29 protein-coding genes are annotated in these 22522 nt (G+C 66.7%); 5 read left to right on the top strand and 24 right to left on the bottom strand.

Annotated elements, in window-relative coordinates; genetic code table 11:
- Positions 1–95 precede the first annotated feature (95 nt).
- Positions 96–983, top strand: coding sequence for a hypothetical protein (locus KY498_RS02385; RefSeq protein ID WP_219879449.1), 888 nt, complete (start codon positions 96–98; stop codon positions 981–983).
- A gap of 41 nt (positions 984–1024) precedes the next feature.
- Here the strand turns inward: KY498_RS02385 and KY498_RS02380 are convergent, their stop codons facing one another.
- The 20 genes from KY498_RS02380 to KY498_RS02285 form a co-directional block, all read right to left on the bottom strand.
- On the bottom strand, positions 1025–1321 hold the full coding sequence (locus KY498_RS02380) for a hypothetical protein (protein ID WP_219879448.1): 297 nt from the start codon (positions 1319–1321) through the stop codon (positions 1025–1027).
- Positions 1322–1351: 30 nt separating this feature from the next.
- Positions 1352–2296 carry a hypothetical protein gene (locus KY498_RS02375; RefSeq protein WP_219879447.1) on the bottom strand — a complete coding sequence of 315 codons (945 nt, stop codon included), beginning with the start codon at positions 2294–2296 and terminating at the stop codon, positions 1352–1354.
- 14 nt (positions 2297–2310) lie between these two features.
- The gene (locus tag KY498_RS02370; protein ID WP_219879446.1) at positions 2311–3648 is read right to left on the bottom strand and encodes a hypothetical protein; all 1338 of its coding nucleotides are present in this window, start codon (positions 3646–3648) and stop codon (positions 2311–2313) included.
- Positions 3645–4013: a hypothetical protein gene (locus KY498_RS02365; protein WP_219879445.1), complete on the bottom strand. Its 369-nt coding sequence runs from the start codon at positions 4011–4013 to the stop codon at positions 3645–3647. The genes KY498_RS02370 and KY498_RS02365 overlap by 4 nt, the downstream gene beginning before the upstream one ends.
- On the bottom strand, positions 4010–5209 hold the full coding sequence (locus tag KY498_RS02360) for a hypothetical protein (RefSeq protein WP_219879444.1): 1200 nt from the start codon (positions 5207–5209) through the stop codon (positions 4010–4012). The genes KY498_RS02365 and KY498_RS02360 overlap by 4 nt, the downstream gene beginning before the upstream one ends.
- The gene (locus KY498_RS02355; protein ID WP_121191267.1) at positions 5206–5712 is read right to left on the bottom strand and encodes a hypothetical protein; all 507 of its coding nucleotides are present in this window, start codon (positions 5710–5712) and stop codon (positions 5206–5208) included. The genes KY498_RS02360 and KY498_RS02355 overlap by 4 nt, the downstream gene beginning before the upstream one ends.
- A gap of 2 nt (positions 5713–5714) precedes the next feature.
- On the bottom strand, positions 5715–6116 hold the full coding sequence (locus tag KY498_RS02350; protein WP_016465179.1) for a hypothetical protein: 402 nt from the start codon (positions 6114–6116) through the stop codon (positions 5715–5717).
- A 2-nt stretch (positions 6117–6118) separates the two neighbouring features.
- Complete coding sequence (locus KY498_RS02345) at positions 6119–6502, bottom strand: hypothetical protein (RefSeq protein ID WP_016465180.1); 384 nt, start codon at positions 6500–6502, stop codon at positions 6119–6121.
- The gene (locus tag KY498_RS02340) at positions 6492–6899 is read right to left on the bottom strand and encodes a hypothetical protein (protein ID WP_016465181.1); all 408 of its coding nucleotides are present in this window, start codon (positions 6897–6899) and stop codon (positions 6492–6494) included. The genes KY498_RS02345 and KY498_RS02340 overlap by 11 nt, the downstream gene beginning before the upstream one ends.
- Positions 6900–6901: 2 nt before the next feature.
- On the bottom strand, positions 6902–8656 hold the full coding sequence (locus KY498_RS02335; protein WP_191008121.1) for a hypothetical protein: 1755 nt from the start codon (positions 8654–8656) through the stop codon (positions 6902–6904).
- The gene (locus KY498_RS02330) at positions 8653–9723 is read right to left on the bottom strand and encodes a hypothetical protein (protein WP_191008122.1); all 1071 of its coding nucleotides are present in this window, start codon (positions 9721–9723) and stop codon (positions 8653–8655) included. Before KY498_RS02330 ends, KY498_RS02335 begins: the two co-directional genes overlap by 4 nt.
- 52 nt (positions 9724–9775) lie before the next feature.
- A complete protein-coding gene (locus tag KY498_RS02325; RefSeq protein WP_219879443.1) occupies positions 9776–11362 on the bottom strand; it encodes a hypothetical protein in 1587 nt (528 codons plus the stop codon).
- Positions 11359–11613, bottom strand: coding sequence for a hypothetical protein (locus tag KY498_RS02320; RefSeq protein WP_147424888.1), 255 nt, complete (start codon positions 11611–11613; stop codon positions 11359–11361). The genes KY498_RS02325 and KY498_RS02320 overlap by 4 nt, the downstream gene beginning before the upstream one ends.
- A complete protein-coding gene (locus KY498_RS02315; protein WP_219879442.1) occupies positions 11610–11909 on the bottom strand; it encodes a hypothetical protein in 300 nt (99 codons plus the stop codon). The genes KY498_RS02320 and KY498_RS02315 overlap by 4 nt, the downstream gene beginning before the upstream one ends.
- A complete protein-coding gene (locus KY498_RS02310; RefSeq protein WP_219879441.1) occupies positions 11906–12217 on the bottom strand; it encodes a hypothetical protein in 312 nt (103 codons plus the stop codon). Before KY498_RS02310 ends, KY498_RS02315 begins: the two co-directional genes overlap by 4 nt.
- Positions 12218–12454: 237 nt before the next feature.
- Positions 12455–12856, bottom strand: coding sequence for a helix-turn-helix domain-containing protein (locus tag KY498_RS02305; protein WP_258186447.1), 402 nt, complete (start codon positions 12854–12856; stop codon positions 12455–12457).
- A gap of 60 nt (positions 12857–12916) precedes the next feature.
- Positions 12917–13162, bottom strand: a complete 246-nt coding sequence (locus KY498_RS02300) for a hypothetical protein (protein ID WP_219879439.1) — start codon at positions 13160–13162, stop codon at positions 12917–12919.
- A complete protein-coding gene (locus tag KY498_RS02295; RefSeq protein WP_219879438.1) occupies positions 13159–13629 on the bottom strand; it encodes a hypothetical protein in 471 nt (156 codons plus the stop codon). The genes KY498_RS02300 and KY498_RS02295 overlap by 4 nt, the downstream gene beginning before the upstream one ends.
- Positions 13626–13877 (bottom strand): hypothetical protein, encoded by a 252-nt coding sequence (locus KY498_RS02290; RefSeq protein WP_219879437.1) that lies wholly within the window; start codon positions 13875–13877, stop codon positions 13626–13628. The genes KY498_RS02295 and KY498_RS02290 overlap by 4 nt, the downstream gene beginning before the upstream one ends.
- Positions 13877–14077, bottom strand: coding sequence for a helix-turn-helix domain-containing protein (locus tag KY498_RS02285; RefSeq protein ID WP_219879436.1), 201 nt, complete (start codon positions 14075–14077; stop codon positions 13877–13879). The genes KY498_RS02290 and KY498_RS02285 overlap by 1 nt, the downstream gene beginning before the upstream one ends.
- A 132-nt stretch (positions 14078–14209) precedes the next feature.
- On the opposite strand from KY498_RS02285, the gene KY498_RS02280 reads away from it, so the two are divergent.
- Positions 14210–14773 carry a hypothetical protein gene (locus tag KY498_RS02280; RefSeq protein WP_219879435.1) on the top strand — a complete coding sequence of 188 codons (564 nt, stop codon included), beginning with the start codon at positions 14210–14212 and terminating at the stop codon, positions 14771–14773.
- 145 nt (positions 14774–14918) lie between these two features.
- Entirely contained in the window at positions 14919–15818 is a 900-nt protein-coding gene (locus tag KY498_RS02275; protein WP_258186428.1) for a site-specific integrase, read from the top strand.
- Here KY498_RS02275 and KY498_RS02270 read toward each other — a convergent pair.
- Both KY498_RS02270 and glnA read right to left on the bottom strand, forming a co-directional pair.
- On the bottom strand, positions 15780–16289 hold the full coding sequence (locus tag KY498_RS02270) for a hypothetical protein (RefSeq protein WP_147424868.1): 510 nt from the start codon (positions 16287–16289) through the stop codon (positions 15780–15782). The genes KY498_RS02275 and KY498_RS02270 overlap by 39 nt on opposite strands.
- 168 nt (positions 16290–16457) lie before the next feature.
- Positions 16458–17882, bottom strand: a complete 1425-nt coding sequence (gene glnA / locus KY498_RS02265; RefSeq protein ID WP_060958909.1) for a type I glutamate--ammonia ligase — start codon at positions 17880–17882, stop codon at positions 16458–16460.
- Between the two features lie 131 nt (positions 17883–18013).
- Between glnA and KY498_RS02260 the strand changes: the two genes are divergently transcribed.
- Positions 18014–18463, top strand: a complete 450-nt coding sequence (locus KY498_RS02260) for an RDD family protein (RefSeq protein ID WP_191008585.1) — start codon at positions 18014–18016, stop codon at positions 18461–18463.
- 3 nt (positions 18464–18466) lie between these two features.
- Here KY498_RS02260 and KY498_RS02255 read toward each other — a convergent pair whose 3' ends face one another.
- Positions 18467–19177, bottom strand: coding sequence for a DUF4191 domain-containing protein (locus KY498_RS02255; RefSeq protein WP_060958907.1), 711 nt, complete (start codon positions 19175–19177; stop codon positions 18467–18469).
- Positions 19178–19325: 148 nt separating this feature from the next.
- On the opposite strand from KY498_RS02255, the gene KY498_RS02250 reads away from it, so the two are divergent.
- A complete protein-coding gene (locus KY498_RS02250) occupies positions 19326–20711 on the top strand; it encodes a hypothetical protein (protein ID WP_191009708.1) in 1386 nt (461 codons plus the stop codon).
- A 29-nt stretch (positions 20712–20740) separates the two neighbouring features.
- Here the strand turns inward: KY498_RS02250 and sucB are convergent, their stop codons facing one another.
- The gene (gene sucB, locus KY498_RS02245) at positions 20741–22456 is read right to left on the bottom strand and encodes a 2-oxoglutarate dehydrogenase, E2 component, dihydrolipoamide succinyltransferase (RefSeq protein ID WP_191008586.1); all 1716 of its coding nucleotides are present in this window, start codon (positions 22454–22456) and stop codon (positions 20741–20743) included.
- Between the last annotated feature and the right edge of the window lie 66 nt (positions 22457–22522).

Below are 22522 nucleotides of genomic sequence, written 5' to 3'. Positions count from 1 at the left end.
GCCGCGCAGTTCCGCGGTTGACACGTCAAGCACGGCAGGCGGTGGGGGCAATCGGTGGGAGTTCTGCGGACTTTCTGCGGACTACTGTGGCGGTCATGCGTGGTGCCCGAAAGCTGCAAGCGTCGATGGAAGGCGAAGACTGGCTGTACCGCGATCCGCGGAAGCGGCGTTGGATGCGCGTGGTGCTTCTTGTCGTACCTTCCGACGCGGCGACACGCGTGCGCGTTCAGCATCTCGACCCCAAGATGCAAGGTGCCGCGGAGTGGGTGCCTGCAACGCGGCTCGCTGTGCCGTGGAGCGAACGCGATGACTACATCCGACGATACGAAGAGTTCGAAGGCGCGGAGCGCCTCGCGCCGAGCACGCCGGTTGCAGACTTGGCAGCGGAGGTACTCGCGGCCTACCTGGCAGAGGCGGAGGCGGACTTCGACGGTAATGGGTCTTCAGGGATCCTCAGATTGGTCGACATCGCGGCCGTCGCGGAGGCGAGCGGAATAGCGGAGAACGACTTACGCTCGGCCGAAGGTGCCTTCGTCGATCAGGGCACGGTGTGCCTGCCTTGGCCTCAGGCAGAAAAGGTGTTGATCCGGGTGTGCCGACGTCGCCCCGAAGCGGGCCAACGCTGGTTGCGGGACGCGCAGGTCCACGAGCGCACCTTTGCCCATTCCGTCGCCGCGCACGGTGAGCGCTGGTGGCTGGACCAAACCGATGACGGGTATGACACGCCTCTCGCGTATCGACTTCGACAGTGGCGCAGAGGCGACGGTGAGCGCATGGACGCGATTCAGAGATGGCTGGCCCCCGAGGACCCCTCGATCGCGTCTCGCTACGCCCAGCTCGAACGCATGTACTTGGAGCTCGCCGAGGAAGCGCGACGAGCAATCCCGCGGATACTGATGGTCAGGAGCCAGATCTCACAGGATCATGTCGATCGTCTGCAGTATCTGATCGAGAGGCCGCTTCCAACTGAGAGCGGAGTCTGACGGGGTCACGTGAGCGAGTCCGAGAGGCCGCCGCTGAGGGCTCATTTGCTCTCGAAGTCGAATGGGATGGTGACCACGCGCCCCTCATGTACCTCGACGATGCGTCTGTGCACAAAGGGCAGGTTGAGGTCGAGCAACGGGCTGTTGGCGTAGATGAGGACGAGCGGGATGCCTGGCGCGACGTTCATCGAGACGAGGTCGTAGTCGTGCTCGCCTCCCATCGTCGCGTGCACGGTAAAGGGTCGGTCGCCGAGCTTGTTGCGCAACACGTCGAGATGGAACGCGGTGCGATCGTCGAGGGCGATCTCGATCTTCGAACCGTAGAGGAGCTTTCCCATGGGACCGACCCTATCGGCGGGCGCCCGAAATCAGGCGACGGCTGTCCTCCTGCCACTCGCCACATACCGGTTAACGTGATGGTAGGCGACGCCGAGATCACGGGCGATGTCAGCCTGACTCATCCCCGCTGCGATCCATTTATCGACTTGCGCCTCCTGGTACGGAGATAGGGCGCGCGAAGCGGCGTGCGCGGTCGCCCCGTAGTGGTAGTCCTCGCTAAGGATCTCGGTGAGGTAACCGACGTCTTCGCGGAAAGCGATGGTGACGATCCCGAGGTACTCGTCGATGTCCATCCTGTGCCGGTCGCGGATGTAAGCGACGAGCGCTTCGGACGGCTCCCAGACGATGCCGTGTGTCCTCTCTTGCGTGAGAAGCTGCTCGTCACGGAACTGGTTGCGGGCGTGGTTGATCCACTCAGCCTTGACCTTCGTGATCGTCTGCCTGGAGGACTGGACACTGATCCCGAGCATCTCAGCGGTGGTGGCGTGCGAGAGTTCGTCGAAGTAGCGGAGTGCGATGTTCATCTTCTCCCGCTTGCGGAGGAACACGAAGTAGTCGACGATGTCCGCTTGCACCATCTTCCAGTGAGGGAGCATGTTCGGGGCGTGGAGCGATGTTCGGTACTCGGCTTCGGTGGTCTCGAGCTCGTGGCCTTCGATCGCGGGCCGATCGTCGAGGCTGGTCGCGACAGGGTCGACCTCCCCCTCGGCGGGGTCGCCAGCGTATCGCCGGTATCGGATGATCTTGCGCTTGATGTCTTCCTTGAGCATGACAAAGAAGGCGCCGTCATTGTTGCTCGGGTCCCACCCTCGGTCAGCGGCGATTCTCGGCCACCGGTCGATGTGGCGGAGAAGTGCGATCGACGCGACCTGGATGAGATCGTCGATCGTGACCAGGCAATTCCCACGCCGTTCGAGCCACCCGTACCTGCGGATGACGTGAGCTCGCAACTGGGGCAGGAACTCGTTGACCATGTTCTCCGGGCTTGTCAAAATCTACCGTCCCAACCCCGACGGAACTCCCACAACTTCTGCCGGTTGTTCTCCGCGATCTGCGCTGTCGTGTCCTGAACGGACTTCTCGTACGCCTGAGCCACGAGCTTCTCTGCCTCACTCATCGCCTTCTCGGCGGATACCCGAGTAGCGTTCTGGCGATCGGTGATGTCGACGCTGATCTGCTGCGCTGATCGCGCGTGGACTGTCATTTCGCCCCGCCCTGTCTGCCATTCGACCGACACAACTTCCGCGGCGAGCACACCCGATTTCAGGTGCAGTTCGATCGGTGCGCCCGGTGTCGCTTCAGTGCGGATTTGCGTGGTCACCACGATGTCCCGGCCTCGCCGGAACGTTCGACTGACGACCGAATCAGCGAGGTTTCCCGATGGCTCTCCTGCCGTGATCTCGATTACGCGACCCCGCGACCGTGCACTTCCCTCGGCGAAGTGCCGCCATGTGCGGGTGCTGTCGAACGCCGGAGACTCACCGACGACGACCACGGTGTCAGCCCAGTCGCCGTCTCTAGAAGCGGTGTCGTTGAAGGACAGGATGATGGGCTCGACGCCGGCGGGCAGATCGTCGTCGTGGGATGCCCATCGCAGGTTGACGGGATCGCTTGGTGCGACCTTGTCGCGGCTGGCGACGTACCAGCCGAGGCCCCAGGCGTCGAACAGGCGCATGCCGAGTGAAGACAGCTCGGTCTCGATGAGCTGCATGAACGACGCTCCGGCTGGCGCGGGGATAGGTATCTCGACGTGCTCAGGGTTTGACAGACGAGTTCCAGGGCCGGCGGATCTTGAAAGCACCGCGGCTGCCGCATCATCGGCAGGATTCGCATGTCCGGCACCGAACGTGAGTCCGAGAAGAGCGTCGACGTAGCCGCCGAGCGTCCTGGGCTGAGCGAGCACGTTCGATATCTCGTATCTCGACGTCAGACGCCCGGTGTCCTCGATAACGAGACGATCGTCGACCATCGTTTCGCCGCCGCCGAGCATGATCGTGGCCACGTTGAGATCCCGAGTGACGCTTCGCACGTACATCGTCGCCCACTGGTTTGTTGCTTCGCCGACCCGTGGCAAGTATCCGATGACAGCACCTGCCGGATCGAGCTGCCGCACTCGCCAGCGCACCTGACCACCTTCATGAGGATCGACGAGGCGCGGGTCAAGGAGAGCCCATTGCTGTTCACTGAGCGCACCAGCGGTGATTGTGGCCGCAGCGAAGGGGACCCGGTCCAGATCCGCAGAGGGGACGATGTCGGTGGCGGGCAGAGCGATCCACTGGTTGCCGTCGCGGACCTCAGCCTCGTACTCGTAGTGGACGGAGTTCATGCAATGACCTCCCGCCACGGAAGAGTGAGCGTCCAGGATCCGGTCTCTTGAGTGATGGCGATATCGCCGCCCGTGACCACGAAGCGTGCGGAGAGCTCGGGCGGGTCGACTGGGTACATATCGAACTCAGCCGCGGTCGAGAAGAAGTCCCGCGCTGCGTATGCGCTGGCGGCGTCGGGAAAGCGGAGCGTCATAGCTCCGGCAGATGGTCGAGGCGGCCGGAGCGTGTATAGCGTCTTTGAAGACTCGAGCAGTTGGTGCTCGATTGTGCGGGACTCGCGGGCGGACGTCCACGGGGCATCGATCGAGGGGACGTCGAGCTGGTCGATGGGGCCGGTGTAGGGGTAGCGGGTGAATGTGATCACTGGATCACCCTTCCGAGAGTCGGGTTGACGACGACTGAGACCCCTTCCGCGGCGCGGCGGTTGATGGCAGCCATCTTTCGGTCGAAGTCGCTGGTGTCGATATCGATCTGCAGCTTGCTGGTGACGAGTTCGGGGATGCCGTCGAGGTCGCCCTTGAACTTCGAGATATCCGTGGTCGCTTGCTCGGTCTTCGCGTCGATCATGATCTGGGTGCCGTCGGGCAGGGTGTAGACCGCGTTTCCGAGATCGTCGACTTCCTTGGTCGCTCCTTGCGCGTCGTTGATCAGCCCCTTCAGTACGGCCTGCTGGTCGTTGAACTTCGTGTTTGCCTGGTCGATGACGCCGGTTAGTTCCCGCTGAGCGCCGATCGCAGCCATGTTCTGCTGAAGGCTCTTCTGCTGTTCCGGGGTGAGCTCCTTGAGGGATTGCTTCTGCGCGTCTGCGATCGCGAGGTTCTCTTCCTTGGCTTTCCCTGCCTGAGCGTCGACAACCTTCATCGCGTTCGCGTCGCCGACGTACGCGCGCACTGCTGTGGCGAGGTCGATGCCGAGTGCGTCGGCGTAGGCCTGAACTTGCTTGCGCTTGTCTTCGTCCGTGATGACGTCGGCGGATGCGGCGGCGATGCTCGTCGCGCTGAGGACGTTGCTGCCGGCGTCGATGAACGCCTGCGCCATCTCTCCTGCACGCTGGGCGAGTTCCTGGTTCCTCTCGTCGATCTGATCCATCGCGCCGATGATCAGACCGAGGCCCGCCGCGCCTGCGGCTGTGGCAGCAAGACCTCCGATCCCGCCGAGCGCACCCGACCCGGCGAGGCCGCCGAGGGTGTCCTGCGCTATCTGTGGGAGGTCTTCGAGGTCACCGCGGAACGAGGAGAACGTCTCGCCGAGGTTCTGCCGAAGCTCCCCAGATACCTCAGCCCCCTTCTCGCCGAGTCGCTTGAAGCCCCTCTCGCCGGTGTCGCCGACGTCTCGCAGACCCTTCTCGGTGCGTTCGGATTCCTTGCGGGCGTCCTGCAGTGCCTCCTCGAGTCGGGAGACGTCGCGAGCGCCGTCGCGACCGACATCGGAGGCGGCGCGTTCGAGGTCTTTGAACGCGTCCTCGGCTTTCTCGAGCGGCTTGATGATGCCGCTGCGGACGCCTTCGTCGAACCCGCGGGTATCCGCGGCGATGCCGATCTCGTGGACGGAGGCCATCATCGTCCTTTCAGTTCGAGGTGGTCGAGGGCGGTACGGGTGGCGGTCTGGATCATCAGAGACGAGAACCTCACGATCGAGTCGCCGGCGGCGGGGTTGAAGACGTTGCCTCCGCGGCGGGGTGCACCGAACACGGAGCCCATGCGTCGGGGATACTTCTTGCCGCGTCGGGAGCGTTGGATGATTCGTTTGGCGGGGTTGCCGCCGTACTCCGCACCCTTCGCGACGACGGAGACCGGGGTCCCGTCGGAGAGCTTCCCAACGGAGCCGGAGCGGAGGAACAGGTTCCGGGCGGTGACGCCGACGCGAGCGCTGTTGACGAGCGCTCGCTGTTGCAGTCGGGTCGCCGCCCGGTCCCGGACCTCTTCGAACCAGATCGGCTCGGCCGCCTTCTTCGTCTGGACGCCGATCTCCTTGCGGACGTCGGCGGGCAGCTCGCGGGCGGCGAGGAGCATGTCGCGCAGCGGCGAGTCGACCAGGAGGCTGATGCGGCCGCTGCTCGCCATGGTCAGGCTCCGAAGTCGGGCTGCCCGTTGACGCCGAGGTTCAGGGTGGCCTTGTTGATGCCGCCCGCCGCGCCACCGATCTGCGACGGCTGGAACACGACCTCGACGGTCACGACCTCCGCGCCAGTCTGCGGGGTGAACTCGATCGTCTTGGTCTGCCCGGCCCACTCGATGCTCTTCTGCGAGAGGGAGCCTTCGGAGGCCCAGTCTTGCGCGAACGACATCTGACACACCCAGGTCGGGGTTCCGACGACGGACTGGACACCGCCGCCGATGTCGGTGTGCTGCGCGGTCGGGGTGGTGGGCACGAGCGCGAAAGAGTCGACGCCCTTGGTGTAGTTGTCCGCGCCGATCTTGATCGTGCCGGACTTGTTGTACGTTGCGACGTTGGGTGCGTCGGCCATGGTCACTCCTCGATGGTTGAGAGCAGGGTCAGGGGGAACCGCCAGGCGAGCGCCCCGGTGCTGAGGCGTTCTTTCTTCGCGGTGTCCCAATAGATGTCGTCGCACTGCTGCAGAGCGTGTGCGAGGGTGACGAGGTCGGCGTCCGCCCCGTCCTCGTCGCCGGCCCCGGCGGAGGCGACGACGAGGTCGAACTTCGGGGCGACGGTGAACCGGTCCAGCGCCGTCCCGTTGACGGACGAGCTGACCTCGGTGAACTCGAAGTACAGGACCGTGACGACCGTGTCGATCGCTTCGGACAGGTTGTTGATGATCCGCCAGTTCGCCGGCAACAGCGGTTTGAGACGGTCGCGCAGATCGGTGCGGATGGTGGCGGGGTCAGAAAACACTGGCGACTCCGGAGGTCGGGCGGATGACCCGCTGAATGTCCTTCGACAGCGGTCGCGGGGAGAACGTGAACCCCTCGGGACCGTCCTCGCCCTTACCTGCGAGCCAGAGGTTCTTCGCCTGCATGAGCTGCGCGTACACGTACCGGGTCGGTACGCCGGGGGTGCTGGCCTCAAAGTCGAGGAGCGTGATCACCTGAGCGATCTTCGCGTCCTCGACCCCGAGGTTGTGCAGCAGATCCGTGACCTGCACGCCAGGTTCATCGTCCGCCGCGTACTCGAGGACCTGCTCGCGCGCGACGTCCAGGAGCATCCCCGCGAGATCTTCGTTCTCGACGGGGAGCTCGGGTAATGCTCCGTGCGCGCGCTCGAGGTAGTCTGCGGTGAACCAGATGGCCATGGTCAGGGCTTGGTGCCGATGAAGACCGTGGACTCCGGACGGACGATGAACGTCTCCAGGAATCCGACGATGGAGCGGTCGAGACCGAACTTCGCGACCTCGACGGCGTCGATCTGGATCGGGGTCTCACCGAGCTCCTTGAACTCGACCGCCGCCTTCGACCCAGCCGCCACCTGGGGGTCGGTCGCTTTCGTGCCGGGGAAGGCGGACTGCGGGGCCTTCTTGACCACGACCTTCCCCTCGACCGACGCCTGGCCAGAGCCGGGCGTGACGGCGAGGGAGATGAACTCGGGCAGCAGATCCTTCGGCGTGTAGATGAGCTGCTTCCACAGCACCGGGTTGACGATGGCCCAGGCCGGGTCATCGTCCGCGTCGCTGATCGCTTCGATCGCCTGGATCAGCTGCACCACACCGGGGTAGTACGCGGAGTTGGCGGGCGTGCCGGCAGGCAGCGACTCGGGAGCCACGAGGGCGGACAGGGCCGCGCCGTCGCGGTTCATGGCCACGCGGATGAGGGTGTCGCGGGCGTCCACGTCGGTGACCTTCGCGTAGCTGTCGGCGACGCCCTGCCAGAACTGCTGCATGACGTCCGCTCCGCCGGAGAGGTAGTTCCACTCCTGCGCGACGTCGGCGGCGTAACCGTAGCTGTCGCGGGTGGAGCTGCGCTTGTCGCTCGTCGCGGAACCGGTCGGCAGCTCGGTCTTCTCGCCCGTGGTGCGCTTCTTGACCAAGCCGTCGGTGTCGTTCAGGCGGTAGCCCTCGCGGCCGTTGATGTCGATCGGACCGTAGACGTGCGTGGCGAGGTCGATGAACTTGCGGACGTACCGCTTGCCCTGCCACAGGCGCCCGACCCAGGCCTTCGGCGCGAGGCCGGCTCCGAGCCCGGACGCGCCGGGATCGGTGGTCTTGATGTCGGCGAGCGCCATGAGCGCGTTCTCTGTGTCGACCGAGCGGGCGGTCTTCATCGCGTGGAAGGCGGAGAAGAACGCGTTCATGTCGACGTCGGCGGGGTCGGCGGCGGGTGCGGGTGCTCCGCTGAACAGGGCCGGTGCGGCCGGGGTCTGAGGCTCCGCGGGAGCGGCAGCTGCGGTCATGGTCTCCTCCTCGGAGCTGGTGGTGTTGTCCTCGGCCGGGGTTTCGGCGTCGGTGATCTTCTCGACGGTGGACTTGCTGGAGTACTCCTCGATGCGCCGCCAGCGGACGCCCTCGGAGTCGGTGAACTCCGACACCGTGCGCGAACTGTTGTCGCGGTCTGGTGCGGAGTACTCGTCGCTGGCCGGCACTTCGGTGGTGAACTCGACGTTCTGACCGGGAGCGAGGGAGAACAGGGCGGCGGACTCGAACGCACCCTCGGCGCAGACAGCCGCCCCGGTGAGGCGGGAGCGGACGGCGTTGATGCCGTTGCGCACGAGAGAGCCAAGTTCGGCGGACAGCTTGCGCTTGCCTGTGCCGTCACCGTAGGAGGCGAGGAACGCGTCGCCCTCATCGGTGTTGGCGATCGCGAACCGGCCTACGACGCCGGCCTCGGTCATGGTGAACTGCACGCCGCGGCCGAGCGGGTTGAACCGGTCGTGCTCATCGTTCAGGGTGACGATCGACGGGTCACGGGGGAGCGCGACGGCGGAAGCGCTGAACATGACCGGCTCGGTTCCGGAGAGGTTCGGGCGGGAGAGCTCGCCGAACGGGAGCAGCAGACCCTCGATCTCGCGGGTCCCTGCGACGCGGGAGAACAGGCCCGCTTCGGTCGTGTTGGTCATGCTGTCTCCTGGGAGGCGTCGCCGGCCTCCGGGTCGATGGATGTGGGAGCGGGTACGGAGAAGTGCGACAGGTCGGCGCGGACCTCGGCATTGGGGCCGACGACGTCGTCGCCGGAAAGTGCGGCGGCGATCGCGTAGGCGTACTCGGCGGACCCGTACGTCCACATCTCGGACTGGCGGTCCTGCTCGTTCGAGTAGGAGAGGTCGCTGCCTTCCTTGCCGCCCTCGACGAACGACGCCGGCACGCCGCCGTGCATCGCGAGTTCGAGACGTAGAGAGTTCTTCGCGTCCTCGAACAGGTCGAGTTGCCCGGACACGCCGCGCTCCTTGACCTCGATGTAGCTCGGCGTGACGGAGACGGAGTGCTTCGCACGGGTCTCGACGTAGGAGGTCGCGAGTGTCTCCTTCTCCTTACGCTTCATCTGGTCGAAGGCGGGGTCGGTGATGTGCAGTTCTGTCGCGGCGGGCGGGGCGTCGAGGCGGGTCTGTCGGGCCTTTTCGAGCTTGCGTGCCTGACGGATCGAGTCGATCCCGTCGGCCATGACACCGTTCGCGCCGAGCGGGACGAGCACGACGCGCATCCGGTACTCGGCCGGGATTGAGTCGTGCAGGGTAACGCGCTGCGTCGACGGGTCCATCGACCACAGATGCCGGGGCACGGGTACCCAATCCCACACCGTGTCATCAGTCGCGAGACGGCACCCAAGGACGGCGAAGCCTTCCCAGAACAGTTCTTCGACGAGCTTCTTGATGGCGATGTGGCGGGACATGCCGGGGTAGTTGCAGGAGCCCACCCAGTACGGCTGGGGGTCGGCCTTGGTGTCGTTCTCGAACTTCTCAAAGCGCAGCGGCGACACGAGCGCCTGGTGCCCCTTCAACGCCCGCTTCAGCTCAGGGACGCGAGCGGCGGTCACGCGGGTGACGAGTTCCTCCGGAAGAGTCCCGAGGATGTCGCCGACGATCGCCTGTTGCAGGCTGTCGCCAGAGCCGGGGGCGGCGAGCGCGGGCGCGCCGCTGGCGGAGGTGGGGGAGACGTCCCCCATCAGCCATGCCCAGAATCCCGCCATGTCTCCACGGTGACGGGCCTCTGAGCGTTAACGGTTACCACCCGGGAGTGTGCTAGACGCCTACCAACTCCGGGACACCGCCGGGGCCCTTCTCGTCGTCGAGCGCGTAGAGGGCGCGAGCGACTGCCTCGATCGGTGTGATGTCGTCGTCGGGCCGGGTCTTCTCGTCCGGCCTGCCGAACGCCCACGCCCCGGTCTGGCCGAACGCGCGGCGCACAACGATCTCCGCGGCGTCGTCGAGCGGGTCTTGCCCGTGGTAGGTGACGAGGTCGCCGGCGTTGAGGAACCGCATGAACAGCACCGCCGACCGAGGTATCTCCATCCGTGCCAGCGGGCGGGTGCGCATCGGCGGGCGGCCAGCGACGAGCGGCGCGATCTCGACGTTCTCGACCGGGCGGCCCGGATCGAAGATCACGCGACGGTTCAGCTTCCGAGCCCGGAGAAGTACATTCTTGCCGAACCCGTCGACGCCTTCCTGGTGGTGCAGCAGTGCCACGTGCCGGCGTCCCTTCGTCCCGTGCCAAGCTGCGGCGAGAGATGCCCACTTGCCGTCTGGATGGATAGCGATCGCGAGAGCCACAACCGACGGCATCGACTTCGGGAACGCCTTCTCGGTTCGCGTCTTCGTCCACAGCGGTTGCTTGATCAGCGCCGTCGCCGACCCCTCCTCGCCGGGAAGCGACAGGTACTCACGCTGGAACGCCTTCGACGACATCGCGTGGAAGTTGTCGAGCACGTCAGACAGGGGAGTCGTGTAGCCAATGCCCGGATGGTTCAGTTCGATCAGCTCACGCACACGGGCGTGCGGGTGCTCCTCATCCGGCTCCCACGCCTCGAGCTCCGCGGGGTCGGTGTCCTCGGGGATGCCATGCCGGACCACGCCGGCACCGGGCATGGTCAGCAGCTTCCACAGCAGGTTTCCCTGCTGGAAGTCGGGCGCTGTACCCGACGCGATCATCTGCGGCAGGAACCGACCATCGAGCGTCGGGGGTATCGAGGTCATCATGTCCTCGGCCATCTCCGGCGTCGCGTCCTGCGCCTCGTCGACCCAGGCGACGTCGTACGCGCCGGACGTGAACGCCTCGTTCCCCGGCGCGTACGCGTTGAAGTACGAGCCGTTCGGCCAGCGGATGTGCTCGGTGCCCTTGCCCGTGTTGATGATGAACGGGCGCGTCTTCGGGTCCGGGTACAGGCGCTCAACGTGCGTGACGATGTCCTTGCGGAACCGCTCGCCGGTCTTCTGCCCGCCGTCCTTCTTGGCCAACGTCCAACCGACGAGGTAGTCCTCGCGCAGGCTGCAGCGCCCCAGGATCACGGCCTGGACTGCAGTGGTCTTCGTCGTGCGTCGCGGCTCCATGATGCCGTTGAACTTCTTACCGGCATTCAGCATGTCCGCGATGACCAACTGGATAGGCGACGGCCCCGAAAAGCCATCCCCACCCCGACGTCGCACGTCCATCCGCAGAAGACGAGCACCCTCCAAGAACTCCGCCCTCGTCTGGTCGGTCGTGACGAGTTCCGTCACGTGCGCCGCCACCGGGATGCGCGAACGCCACTCGAGCCACGTCGCCTCGTCCTGAAGGTCCGCCACCGACGGCACGACGCCCGTGGGCGCGACCAGAACGCCGCCGCTCGTCACGACACCTCCCGAGCCCGATCGACAGGGAGAGGGGCGCGTGTTGAGCCGTAGGCGGGGAGCCGAGCGACTCGCGCCAAAAAGACGCGGGTTCGCCGTCCTTCGTGGTGGATCATCCCGATGCCGAGTGCGGCCATCGCGAACGTGGGTGAGCCGAACGGCAGCCCGGTGATGGTCGCGATGGTGGACGCGATGGCGAGCGCCAAGTAGGCGATCTCGAGGGCGGGGCTTCCCGCCTTCGGTTCCTTCGTCATGCCCATGGTGGTGTGACCAGTCCTGTCGTTCGGGCGCGTCTGCGCTGGTTGGTGATGCGGGCGCCGATCTTTCCGCCGTGGCTGCGGTTGCCGTGTCGGCATTCGGGTGCGGCGTTGTCGATGGTGTTGCCGCCGTGGAGCGAGATGTGCCCGACGTCGTAGCTGGAGCCTTCGGGGATGAGGTCTCCGTGGCGCCAGCAGGCGACGTCCTCACCTCGTGCCCATGCCTGGCTAACCTGAGCGCGGATGATGCGGGTGGTGCGTCGCCATTCGGAGTCGCGGTGCTTGGCGGTCATGTGTCGGTCCTGGTGCGGGCGAGGGATTTGGTGACTCCGGCGTTGGAGAGCCCCACGACTTCGGCGATCTGTCTGATGCTGTGCCCTGCGGTGCGGAGTGTTCGGATGCGGTTGTCTCGGTTCTGGTCGGCGGTGGGGCCTCGGTGGGCGCGGATGACGTTGACGGTGGTGCCGCCGTGGCTGCGGGCGTGGATGCGGGCTTCGAGGCGGGCGGTGGTGTGGTCGGAGCACCAGGCGCCGTGCTCGCAGGTGGTGCATCCCCAGACGGCGGAACCGTTGTCGTGTGGCTGTTCGGCCCAGACGGTCATGCTGCGTCGCTCCTCTGCTCCCCGTCGGCCGTCGCCGACGATGCGGGATGAGATGAGGGTTCAGCTAAGGGATCTAGTAAGGGATAGGGTCGCGCTCTGCTACTACCCCCGTAGCGCTCTGCGACTACCCCCCGTAGCGCTCTGCGACTACCCCCCGTAGCGGAGCGAGACTTGTGGTCGGCGCCTGAGAGCGGGCGGTCGACGGTGTTATCCACATGCACATGTCGCTCTCCGCTACTAGGCCGCATAGCCGGGTACCTCCTCGCCGTGACGGAACTGATGTGGGAAGGTGTCGTACTCGACCACACCGTCTTCGTTGAACTGGGCGTAAGCGATGACTGGGAGGCGCTGAGCTCGCTGAGACTGCGGGTCGTACATCGGCAGGCAGTAGCGGTTGTTGAGGGCCCCGCCGGCGTCTGCTTTCGTCCACGGCTCGACCTCGACGAGGCCGTGTCCCTCGAGCTTCTTGATCGCGCGCATGACGGTCGTGCGATGGAGTGCTGTCTCGTTCGCGAGGCGTTCGATGCTCGGCCAGGATCGGTGAACTCGATCGTTGTAGTGGTCCGCGATCATGACGAGCACGAACTTCTCCGGCGAGGTGAGCCCGTTCCAGGTGAGCGCCCAGCGGTATGCGTCCATACTCAAAGGGCACCTCCTTCCATATGGGTAGGGCCGCCCCCGTAGGGACGGCCCTGACCTTCAGTCGTCAAGCTCACGGAGATGGTCATCTACTTCTGGTCGGCGTCGGATGCGCGCGGTCAGCTTCTCCGCCTTCACGGCAGCGTCAACGAGTGCGGCGGCGAGCGCGCGAGCCTCGTGTGGGAACAGCGCCGTCTCCCATCCGGGGGCGTCGATCGTGACGAGCTTCGTCGCGGCGTCATAGGTCGCGTGCCCTTGGTCGATGGTGATAGGCCCGCCCGCGAAACGCGCATTCACGATGCTCATCGGGCACGCTCGATCGAGACAGGCACGAACGTGTAGACGTCGCCCGAGCGGCCCTTGCCGAGGAGGCTCTCTCGCGATTCCTGCTCAACGCCGGCAAGGATGTGGTCGGGTTGACGGGTCCAGAAGGAGCGCGACCCGACATGCGAGTACTTCGGGAACTTGACCGTCGCATCCGGCTTGCACCACTCGCGGGCGCAGTTCGCTGCGGGGTGAGCGTGGAGGTCAACCCATTCGTCGTCGCCCGACTCGCGGACGCATTCGACGACATGGAACACGTCGCCGGTGCTCGCGGTCTCGCGGTCGTCGACGTCGAAGTAGTCGAGACGATGGATGGGCGTGTCCATGAACTCGCAGTCGGCGACGAGCTGGGCGAGCAAGCGCGAGCGTCTCGCTTCGAGGTCCCGGATCTCGCTGGCGATGTTGATGAGTGGGGTGATGTTTGGGGTAGGTACGGCTATGATGGTCATGATTGGTTGCCTTTCGAGGTGACTTCGCCGTCGTCCTGGTGCAACAGGGCGGCGGCTTCTTCTTTGATGCGGCCGTGGAGTTCGCCGGCAGGGTCGCGGCGGACATGGATTATCCCCGCAAGAGTTCGGGCGGTGGCTCGGTCGAGCCAGACACGTTCGGAGGTTGCGCCGCGAAAGACAAGCGCCGCGGGCCTGTCAGCGGTCTCGATGCTCCTGATCGCAGCGTTGGCGGTCGGGTCCTTCGGCATCAGCCGACATCCGCGAATGCGTCGTTGATGAACTTCTCGAGGTCGCTGCGCCGCACGACGACACGCCCGCCGAGCTTCGCTGCCTTGAGCTGCTTCGTGTTGATGAGCCACCGAATGCTGTCGACCGAGCGGCGCAGGCGCTCTGCCACCTCCGAGACGAACAGGATGTCCGGCTGCGCCGCGTGAGTGGTGACGGTCATGTCCCCTCCTTGGAATCTAGTCGCTCGCAACTTGGAGCGCTAGTTACGGATTACATCAGAAAATCTGGTCGAGCGCAACTAGAACTGCGCGTGCACTAGGAGTCCGAGTGGATCACGACTATGCTCTAGACCATGCTGAGCGATGAACAGGTGGGACGAAACCTCGCGGCTCTGCGCGGCACGGTGAGCCAGAAGGACCTCGCCGCTGCGATGCGCGAGCTGGGGTTCAAGTGGTCTCAAGCGACCGTTTGGTCCATCGAGAAAGGAGAACGCCCGCTCCGCTTGGTAGAAGCGCAAGCATTGGGTGTTGCCCTGGGGAAGTCGAACGCATGGCTATTGGTGTCGTCCAATGCCGCCTCTGATGCGATGAGCGCCGGCATGCGGGCCGCAAAGCTCCACGACGCGCTTCTCGAGCTAATTGAGCAGTACCAGGAGGCGCGAATGGGCCTCGCTTTCGCGCTTGACGAGGTCAAGGATGAGGACCTGACCAACGGCCTCGTCGGGCTTGGTAAGTCATGGCTCAACGTGAATCCAGAGGATGTTGTTGCGGCTTATCGGCGCGAGGCTGGGGATGCGTCCGAAGCAGAGGTGGCTGCGCTTGAGGCGAGGTTTGAGAGGCGCTCAGAGCTGACTTTCGACTCGTGGTTTAACCGCTTCAACGCGATCAACTATGGCGAGCGTCAAGCAGAGGCCTGATGGCTCCTGGCGCGCCCGATACAGGGGCCCTGACGGTCGGGAGTACGCGAAGCACGCCAAGCTGAAGCGCGACGCTCAAGCATGGCTCGACGAGGCCAACGCGGCGATGAAGGCCGGGACGTGGGTGGACCCGGCTACATCGAAGATGACTGTCGGGGAGTGGCTCACTAAGTGGGAGGCCGGCTACGCGGTCAACAAGTCGGGGACGGTGAAGTCCGCGTCCGTGCATGTGAAGCTCATCCGGGCGAAGTTCGAGACCCGACAGCTGCGGACGATCCGTGCGTCGGACGTGAAGGAGTGGATGGCGGAGCTGTCGCAGAAGTACGCCCGCTCATACGTGTACTCGATCCACAGGCGCCTGCATCAGGTGCTCGAGGATGCGGTGCACGACGGCATCCTCGTGAAGAACCCGGTGTCGCGGCGCACGTCACCACCGACACCGCAGCAGCGGCCCTACGTCGCGACGACGGAGCAGGTGTGGGCGCTGTACGACGCCCTGCCGAAGGAATACCGGTCGGTGGTGCTCCTCGGTGCGTTCGCGGGCCTCAGGGCGGGGGAGATGGCCGCTCTGACCCGAGATGACATCGACTGGGGCGGGCACTCGATCACGGTGTCCGCTCAGCATCACGACGAGGATCTGAAGTCAGACGCATCTGCCGGGACGATCCCGATCCCCGCGGAGCTCACGGCGATGCTGCAGGCGGACGCGGGCGCGCGGATGATCGTGCCTGGCGTCTTCGGCCGCGGGGTCACCGCCTGGCAACTCAACCGGGTCTGGGCGGACACGCGCGGGAGCGTGAAGGGCCTGCCCGAAGGGTTCCGCATCCACGACCTGCGGCACTACTTCGCGTCACTCCTAATCGCTGCGGGCCTCGACATCAAGGTCGTGCAGACGCGGATGCGCCACGCCTCTCCGGTTGTCACGCTCCGGACGTACGGGCACCTGTGGCCCGACACTGACGACACCTCGCGCGCCGCCGTCGCCGCCGTCTTGGGCGCGCGAGAGTCAGTCCCCGCGGTTCCCTCTGACAGCGGACACAACTAGCGCGACGCTACTCAGAGCCGCAGGCACGAATCCGAACAACGACTCCGCGGAGAACCCAAGAATGATGAGCGTCGTGCCGGCGGCGAGCCCGCCAACGGCGACAAGCTGAGCGCCGATCGTCCCGACGATCACGCCAAAGGACTCGGCTCGAGTTAGCCGAGTAAGTGCCCCTGACCTAGCATTCTGGTTGCCGACGTAGGCATTGATTATGTTCCCCGCGCTTCCAGGGACGAGTTCCTCGTAACCGCGGAGAATGCTCGCTGGGGGCAACGGGCCCTTGAAGCTGGCTACAGCGTTTAGCGGGTTCCCTCGTTCGAGCTCTTCTTCGAGCTCGGCTTCGAGCGCGTCGACTTCGGACCGTTCAACGTCTCCACCATTTGCGACAGACGTGCTCGGTTCCCCGTCAGACCCACGAACGTCCCGTGGGAAAGACCCCTCATAGTTGCTCGTGTCGTCGGTGTCATGGCTCAACCTTAGTTTCCTTGCCTTGGTACCGGCTGATCGTGAGGAGCTGTTCCTCACTTGTGATCATAGTGCGGAAGAGCCCCCGGAGTGCGGACTCTGGGGGCTCTCCCGAAGATTCTGCGGACTAAATGCGGACCAGACGCCCGACTCGGCCCGGAATCATGCGACTTCTCGCTAGACGCCGAAGTACAGCTCGTACTCGAACGGGTGCGGGCGCGCGGCGAGCGGCTTGATCTCGTTCTCGATCTTGTACTCGATCCAGGTCTCGATGAGCTCGGGCGTGAACACACCGCCGGCGAGGAGGAACTCGTGGTCTGCGCGGAGCGCCTCGAGCGAGTCGAGCAGCGAGTTCGGCACCTGCGGGATGTTCTTGGCCTCCTCGGGCGGCAGCTCGTAGAGGTCCTTGTCGACCGGCTCGTGCGGCTCGATGCGGTTCTTGATGCCGTCGAGGCCCGCCATCATCTGCGCGGCGAACGCGAGGTACGGGTTACCCGAGGCGTCGGGCGCGCGGAACTCGATGCGCTTGGCCTTGGGGTTGCTGCCCGTGATCGGGATGCGGATCGCGGCCGAGCGGTTGCCGGCCGAGTAGACCAGGTTGACCGGGGCCTCGTAGCCCTTGACGAGACGCTTGTAGGAGTTGAGCGTCGGGTTGGTGAAGGCGAGCACGGCCGGCGCGTGCGCCAGCAGACCGCCGATGTACCAGCGGGCGAGGTCGGACAGGCCGCCGTAGCCCTTCTCGTCGTAAAAGAGCGGCTTGCCCTCGAGCCACAGCGACTGGTGCGTGTGCATGCCCGAGCCGTTGTCGCCGAAGAGCGGCTTCGGCATGAAGGTCGCGACCTTGCCCCACTGCTCGGCGACGTTCTTGACGATGTACTTGAACTTCAGGATGTCGTCGGCCGCGTGCACCATGGTGTCGAAGCGGTAGTTGATCTCCTGCTGGCCGCCGGTGCCCACCTCGTGGTGAGCGCGCTCGAGGATGAGGCCCGAGTCGATGAGGTGCAGGCTGATGTCGTCGCGGAGGTCGGCCGTCTTGTCGACGGGGGAGACGGGGAAGTAGCCGCCCTTGTACGCCGTCTTGTTGGCGAGGTTGCCGCCCTCTTCGGCGCGACCGGTGTTCCAGGCGCCCTCTTCGGAGTCGACGCTGTAGAAGGAAGCGTTCTGCTTCACCTCGTAGCGCACGTCGTCGAAGATGTAGAACTCCGCCTCGGGGGCGAAGAAGGCCGTGTCGGCGATGCCGGTGGAGGCGAGGTACTTCTCCGCCTTCTTGGCGACCTGACGCGGGTCCTTGCTGTAGATCTCGCCGTTGCGCGGGTTGTAGATGTCGAAGAGCATGATGAGCGTCTTCGCCTCGCGGAACGGATCGATGTAGGCGGTCGAGACATCGGGGATGAGCTGCATGTCGGACTCGTGGATGTTCGCGAAACCGCGGATCGACGAGCCGTCGAAGAGCTGACCGACCGTGAAGAACTCCTCGTCGACGGTCGAGGCAGGGATGTTGAAGTGCTGCTGCACACCAGGCAGATCCGTGAAACGGATGTCGAGGAACTTGACGTCCTCGTCCTTGATGAACTTCAGAACCTCGGATGAATCTTTGAACATGGAGTCTCCAAGATCGGGTGTGAAACACGCCTGAACGGGATCAGGCTCTCCTCGACGCTATCGAGGACCGGTTGCCCGGCAGTATCCCCTGTGTTTCGGGGATGTTACGGCGGCGCGGATAAGCTGAGCCGGTGACAGCCGGTACGACTGAGAATACGGGACATTCCGACGACAGCTATCCCGGCGAGCGGCTCGGGCTGCCGCAGACCGGCGCGGGAAGCATCGCCCGGATCGGGCGCCGCATCGGCGCCCTGGCGATCGATCTGGCCACGGCGACCCTCATCGCGTACGCGTTCTTCCCGACCATCGACGAGGTCACCGGCTTCCGCAACGCCAACCCGGTGGCGTCGAACATCATCTTCCTCGCGGTGCAGATCCTGTTCATCCCCACCCTGGGCGGCAGTCCGGGGCACCGGCTGCTCGGCATGAGGGTGATCCGTGTCGGGGGCGGGTGGACGGGGCTGTGGCGGCCGCTCGTGCGGACGTTGCTGCTGGCGCTGGTCATCCCCGCCGTGATCTGGGATGCGGATCAGCGGGGACAGCACGACAAGGCCGCAGGGACCGTTCTCGTCAGAGGGTGACGGTCACCGCGGGCGCGGGGCGCGGGCGCGCATCGGGTCGATGCCCTTGGGGATCGGCAACGACGTCACCGACTGCGAGACGGAGTCCACGCGCTTGACGACGGCCGCCATCGTCGCGCGGTCGACCTTCTTCGGGAACGACTTGATCGTGGCCGAGAGCTTGGAGATCGGGATGTCGCCCTCGCCGTGACCGATGTAGAGCACGTTGATCGGCACTCCCGATGCCACGCGCTGCACCTTCATCTTCTCGTCGTTGACGAGCCGCGTCAGGCGCCCACGGGCACCTTCTCCGACGATGACCACGCCGCCGCGTCCGATGACGCGGTAGACGGCGTCCTGCGTCTTGGGGTTGACGCCGACGGGCATGTCGGAGGCGACCCAGCTGCGCCCGAGCGAGGTGGAGAGCACGTGCCCGGCGGCGCCCGGCATCCCGTCGAGCTTGATGTACATCGCACGCGTCGACAGGCGCGTGAGCACGATCATGGCGCCGAGCAGACCGAACAGCAGACCGGTGACGCCCCAGAGGATGATGCTCCAGATCGCGGTGGGCGGGATCAGGAAGCCCACGAGTACGCCGATGCCGATGCCCACGACGACGACCGCCGCCAGAACCCACGGAAGCCACGAGAACTCGGCCTTCGTGAAGGTGTACAGGGAGCGGAGCTGGGAGAAGAAGCCGGGGCCCTTCTCGGGAGCGGTACTGCGGGATGCCATGGCACACAGCCTACCGTCGCGGGGCAGCCCGCACGCGCGGGCCTACGCCTGCCCACGCACCTCCTCCCCAGCCGTCGGATCTCCCGCATCGTCCACAGATGAGGGGCGGCGGGGTCAGCGCGCCAGGCCGCTCCACGACGCTCGGAGCATGACGTTCGACGCCTCTCCGCTCGCCCCGCCGCCGATGCTGCGGAGGCTGCGCGCGGACGAATCGCCGTTCCCCGGCGTCCTGCGGGCCGGAGACCCGCCGACGGTGTGGGTGCCCGCCGATGAGCTTCCGGACGCCGTGTGGCGGGCGCGCGGCGACGAACACGTGCTGGCGCCGGTGGATGTCGCGCGCTCCGCCGACGGCCATGTGGCGCTGCTGCCGCACTGCGCGCAGCGCCTGACGACGGTCATCGCCGCCGGTGCGCCGCTGTCGCCCGGAGCCGTGGTCACCGCGGCGATCAGCATGCTGCGCGGCGCCGCCGAGGCCCTGCGCTGCGGCATCTCGACGGGATCATGGTGGGTGGATGCCGATGGTCGCCCCGTCCTGGCCGCGGACGGCTCCGCGCCGTGGCGGCAGGAGACGGTGCGGATGCTGGAACTGCTGTCCGACGACTCTCGCGGCTCTCGAGGCTCTCGCGGCGCACTCGGTGCCGCGCTCGCGGAAGCGATCGAGCTCGTGTCCGCCGACGAGATCACTCCGCGTCGGCACGAGCGCGTGGAGCAAGCCCTGTTCTCGGCGGCGGAGCCCTCATCGCTGATCGGCGACGAGCGACGGGAGGACGCGACGTCGCGCCCGCGGCGCGCGGCGACGGTGCAGATCGCGGACGACAGCCCCGTGACCGGCACGGCACGCTTCGCCGGAGGGGCCGGCGCGCTGTTCGATCATCACCTCGTCGAGCGTGCGCATGAGGCGATCCGTGCGACCGCCTCGTCGATCTCGCGGTTGCGCGAGATCCGCGGACGCGCGCAGGTGACGCCGCGTCGGCACGCCCGCGGCGGTGAGCCGGCGGTTCCGAGCGCCGCGGCGTCGCCGGCGCGGCGCTCGCACCGTCACCGCGCTCCCGCGCTCGTCGCCGCGGCCATCGCCCTGGTCGTGGTCGGCGTCGGCGTGGCGTGGCCCGTCGACGACTCGCCGTCGGCGGCGATCGGCACCGCCTCCACGGGCGCGCACCGCTCCGCCTCCGAGGGGGCGAGCACGCCCTCCCCGACGGCGACGGCGACGGCACCGCGGGCCGCCCCGACCGCGGGAGCGGGCGTGGACGCCGCAGACGAGCGCGCACAGGTCGACGGCCTGCTGTCGGAGCTCGCCGCGTGCGTCGCCGGCGGCGTGTGCGACGGCGTCCTGGAGGATCCGACCGCCTCGATGCCGGTCGGGGTCGCGACCGACGCCGCTGCCGCGCGTCGCATCGACGTGCTGGACGAGTACGGCGGCGTCGCGGTCTACCGCGTCAGCGCCGACAGGCGGGAGCCGCAGGTGGTCGTCCTCGTCAGCACCGACGGAAAATGGCTGGTCCGCGACGTGTACGACGTCGCGGACCAGCCATGAGGACGACCCGGGTGAGCGGGGCGCCCGAATCAGATGCCGAGCGTGCTCTCGAACTGCGCGTCCTCGAGGCGCGTCTTGACCGCGCCCAGGAAGCGCGCCGCGTCGGCGCCGTCGATGATGCGGTGGTCGTAGGACAGCGCGAGGTACACGTAGGAGCGGACCGCGATCGCCTCGACGCCGTCGACCTTCACGATGCCGGGCTCCTTGACGACCGCACCCGTACCGAGGATCGCGGACTGCGGAAGGAACACCACCGGAGTGTCGAATAGCGCGCCGCGCGAACCCGTGTTCGTCACGGTGAACGTGCCACCGGCGAGCTCGTCGGGCTTCAGCTTGTTGTCGCGCGTCCGCGCCGCCAGGTCGGCGATCTCCGAGGAGATGCCGGCGAGCGTCTTGCCGCCCGCATCGCGCACCACCGGGGTGAGCAGACCGCGCTCGGTGTCCACCGCGATCGAGATGTTCTCGGTCGCCGGGTACACGATGTCGGTGCCGTCGACGGTCGCGTTGATGACCGGGAACGCCTGCAGCGCCTCGGCGGCGGCGAGCACGAAGAACGGCAGGAACGACAGCTTGCCGCCCGTCTTGGCGACGAAGTCCTTCTGGACCGCGGCCCGGTACGCCGCGACCTTGGTCACGTCGACCTTGACGACGGTCGTCAGCTGAGCCGTCTGCTGCATGGATGCGACGGCGCGCTCGGCGAGGACCTTGCGCAGGCGCGACATCGGCTGCGTGGTGCCGCGCAGCGGCGACACCTCCAGAGGCGCGGGCGCCGCGGCGGCGGGAGCCGCAGCGGGCGCGGCCGGGGCGCTCTGGGCGGCCTCGGCGGCCTTGAGGACGTCCTCCTTGCGGATGCGTCCACCGACCCCGGTGCCGACGACGGAGGCGAGGTCGACGCCCTGCTGCTGCGCGAGGCGTCGGACCAGCGGCGTCACATAGGTCGCGACGTCGTCGTCCGTCGCCGCGGCGGCGGGGGCCGGAGCGGCAGCCGGTGCAGGAGCGGCAGCCGGTGCAGGAGCGGCCGGCGCGGCGGGAGCGGCAGCCGGGGCGGGCGCGGCAGCCGGAGCGGGAGCAGCAGCCGGGGCGGGCGCCGCAGCCGGTGCAGCGGGCTCGGGAGCGGGCGCCGCGGCGGCCGGGGCGGGCGCCCCGGAGCCGATGCGGGCGAGCGTGGCGCCGACGGCGACCGTCTCGTCCTCGGAGACGAGGATCTCCTGCAGCGTGCCGGCCACGGGCGAGGGGATCTCGGTGTCGACCTTGTCGGTCGAGATCTCCAGCAGCGGCTCGTCGACCGCCACGTCGTCGCCGACCTGCTTCAGCCAGCGCGTGACGGTGCCCTCGGTGACGCTCTCGCCCAGCTCGGGCAGGACCACGTCCTTCGCGTCGCCGGAGGCGGCGGGCGCCTCGGCCGGCGCGGGCGCGGCGGGCGCTTCGCTCTGTGCGGGCACGGCGGGCGCGGGCTCGGGCGCGCTCTGCGCGGCGGCGGGCGCGTCGTCGGAGGCCGGGGCGGCGGAGCCGTCGCCGATCTTCGCCAGGACGGCGCCGACCTCGACGGTCTCGTCCTCGGCCACGAGGATCTCCTCGATCACACCGCTGACGGGGGAGGGGATCTCCGTGTCGACCTTGTCGGTCGAGATCTCGAGCAGCCCTTCGTCGGCCTGGATCGTGTCACCGACCTTCTTGAGCCAACGGGTGACCGTTCCCTCGGTGACGCTCTCTCCGAGCGCGGGGAGGACCACGGATGTGCTCATGACTGTGTCTCCTTCAGAAGTTCGATGTCCGACAACTAGCTTAGTGACCCTTGCGACCGCACAGCG

The sequence above is a fragment of the Microbacterium sp. PAMC21962 genome (assembly GCF_019443465.1).
Lineage (GTDB): Bacteria > Actinomycetota > Actinomycetes > Actinomycetales > Microbacteriaceae > Microbacterium > Microbacterium hominis.
This window is presented reverse-complemented; position numbering and strand designations above follow the sequence as displayed.

Excerpts from the sequence above, each read along its gene's own strand:
- KY498_RS02385 (WP_219879449.1), top strand. The coding sequence starts at position 96 with ATGCGTGGTGCCCGAAAGCTGCAAGCGTCGATGGAAGGCGAAGACTGG.
- KY498_RS02380 (WP_219879448.1), bottom strand. The coding sequence starts at position 1,321 with ATGGGAAAGCTCCTCTACGGTTCGAAGATCGAGATCGCCCTCGACGAT.
- KY498_RS02375 (WP_219879447.1), bottom strand. The coding sequence starts at position 2,296 with ATGGTCAACGAGTTCCTGCCCCAGTTGCGAGCTCACGTCATCCGCAGG.
- KY498_RS02370 (WP_219879446.1), bottom strand. The coding sequence starts at position 3,648 with ATGAACTCCGTCCACTACGAGTACGAGGCTGAGGTCCGCGACGGCAAC.
- KY498_RS02360 (WP_219879444.1), bottom strand. The coding sequence starts at position 5,209 with ATGATGGCCTCCGTCCACGAGATCGGCATCGCCGCGGATACCCGCGGG.
- KY498_RS02355 (WP_121191267.1), bottom strand. The coding sequence starts at position 5,712 with ATGGCGAGCAGCGGCCGCATCAGCCTCCTGGTCGACTCGCCGCTGCGC.
- KY498_RS02350 (WP_016465179.1), bottom strand. The coding sequence starts at position 6,116 with ATGGCCGACGCACCCAACGTCGCAACGTACAACAAGTCCGGCACGATC.
- KY498_RS02340 (WP_016465181.1), bottom strand. The coding sequence starts at position 6,899 with ATGGCCATCTGGTTCACCGCAGACTACCTCGAGCGCGCGCACGGAGCA.
- KY498_RS02335 (WP_191008121.1), bottom strand. The coding sequence starts at position 8,656 with ATGACCAACACGACCGAAGCGGGCCTGTTCTCCCGCGTCGCAGGGACC.
- KY498_RS02330 (WP_191008122.1), bottom strand. The coding sequence starts at position 9,723 with ATGGCGGGATTCTGGGCATGGCTGATGGGGGACGTCTCCCCCACCTCC.
- KY498_RS02320 (WP_147424888.1), bottom strand. The coding sequence starts at position 11,613 with ATGACGAAGGAACCGAAGGCGGGAAGCCCCGCCCTCGAGATCGCCTAC.
- KY498_RS02315 (WP_219879442.1), bottom strand. The coding sequence starts at position 11,909 with ATGACCGCCAAGCACCGCGACTCCGAATGGCGACGCACCACCCGCATC.
- KY498_RS02310 (WP_219879441.1), bottom strand. The coding sequence starts at position 12,217 with ATGACCGTCTGGGCCGAACAGCCACACGACAACGGTTCCGCCGTCTGG.
- KY498_RS02305 (WP_258186447.1), bottom strand. The coding sequence starts at position 12,856 with ATGGACGCATACCGCTGGGCGCTCACCTGGAACGGGCTCACCTCGCCG.
- KY498_RS02300 (WP_219879439.1), bottom strand. The coding sequence starts at position 13,162 with ATGAGCATCGTGAATGCGCGTTTCGCGGGCGGGCCTATCACCATCGAC.
- KY498_RS02295 (WP_219879438.1), bottom strand. The coding sequence starts at position 13,629 with ATGACCATCATAGCCGTACCTACCCCAAACATCACCCCACTCATCAAC.
- KY498_RS02290 (WP_219879437.1), bottom strand. The coding sequence starts at position 13,877 with ATGCCGAAGGACCCGACCGCCAACGCTGCGATCAGGAGCATCGAGACC.
- KY498_RS02285 (WP_219879436.1), bottom strand. The coding sequence starts at position 14,077 with ATGACCGTCACCACTCACGCGGCGCAGCCGGACATCCTGTTCGTCTCG.
- KY498_RS02280 (WP_219879435.1), top strand. The coding sequence starts at position 14,210 with ATGCTGAGCGATGAACAGGTGGGACGAAACCTCGCGGCTCTGCGCGGC.
- KY498_RS02275 (WP_258186428.1), top strand. The coding sequence starts at position 14,919 with ATGACTGTCGGGGAGTGGCTCACTAAGTGGGAGGCCGGCTACGCGGTC.
- glnA (WP_060958909.1), bottom strand. The coding sequence starts at position 17,882 with ATGTTCAAAGATTCATCCGAGGTTCTGAAGTTCATCAAGGACGAGGAC.
- KY498_RS02255 (WP_060958907.1), bottom strand. The coding sequence starts at position 19,177 with ATGGCATCCCGCAGTACCGCTCCCGAGAAGGGCCCCGGCTTCTTCTCC.
- KY498_RS02250 (WP_191009708.1), top strand. The coding sequence starts at position 19,326 with ATGACGTTCGACGCCTCTCCGCTCGCCCCGCCGCCGATGCTGCGGAGG.
- sucB (WP_191008586.1), bottom strand. The coding sequence starts at position 22,456 with ATGAGCACATCCGTGGTCCTCCCCGCGCTCGGAGAGAGCGTCACCGAG.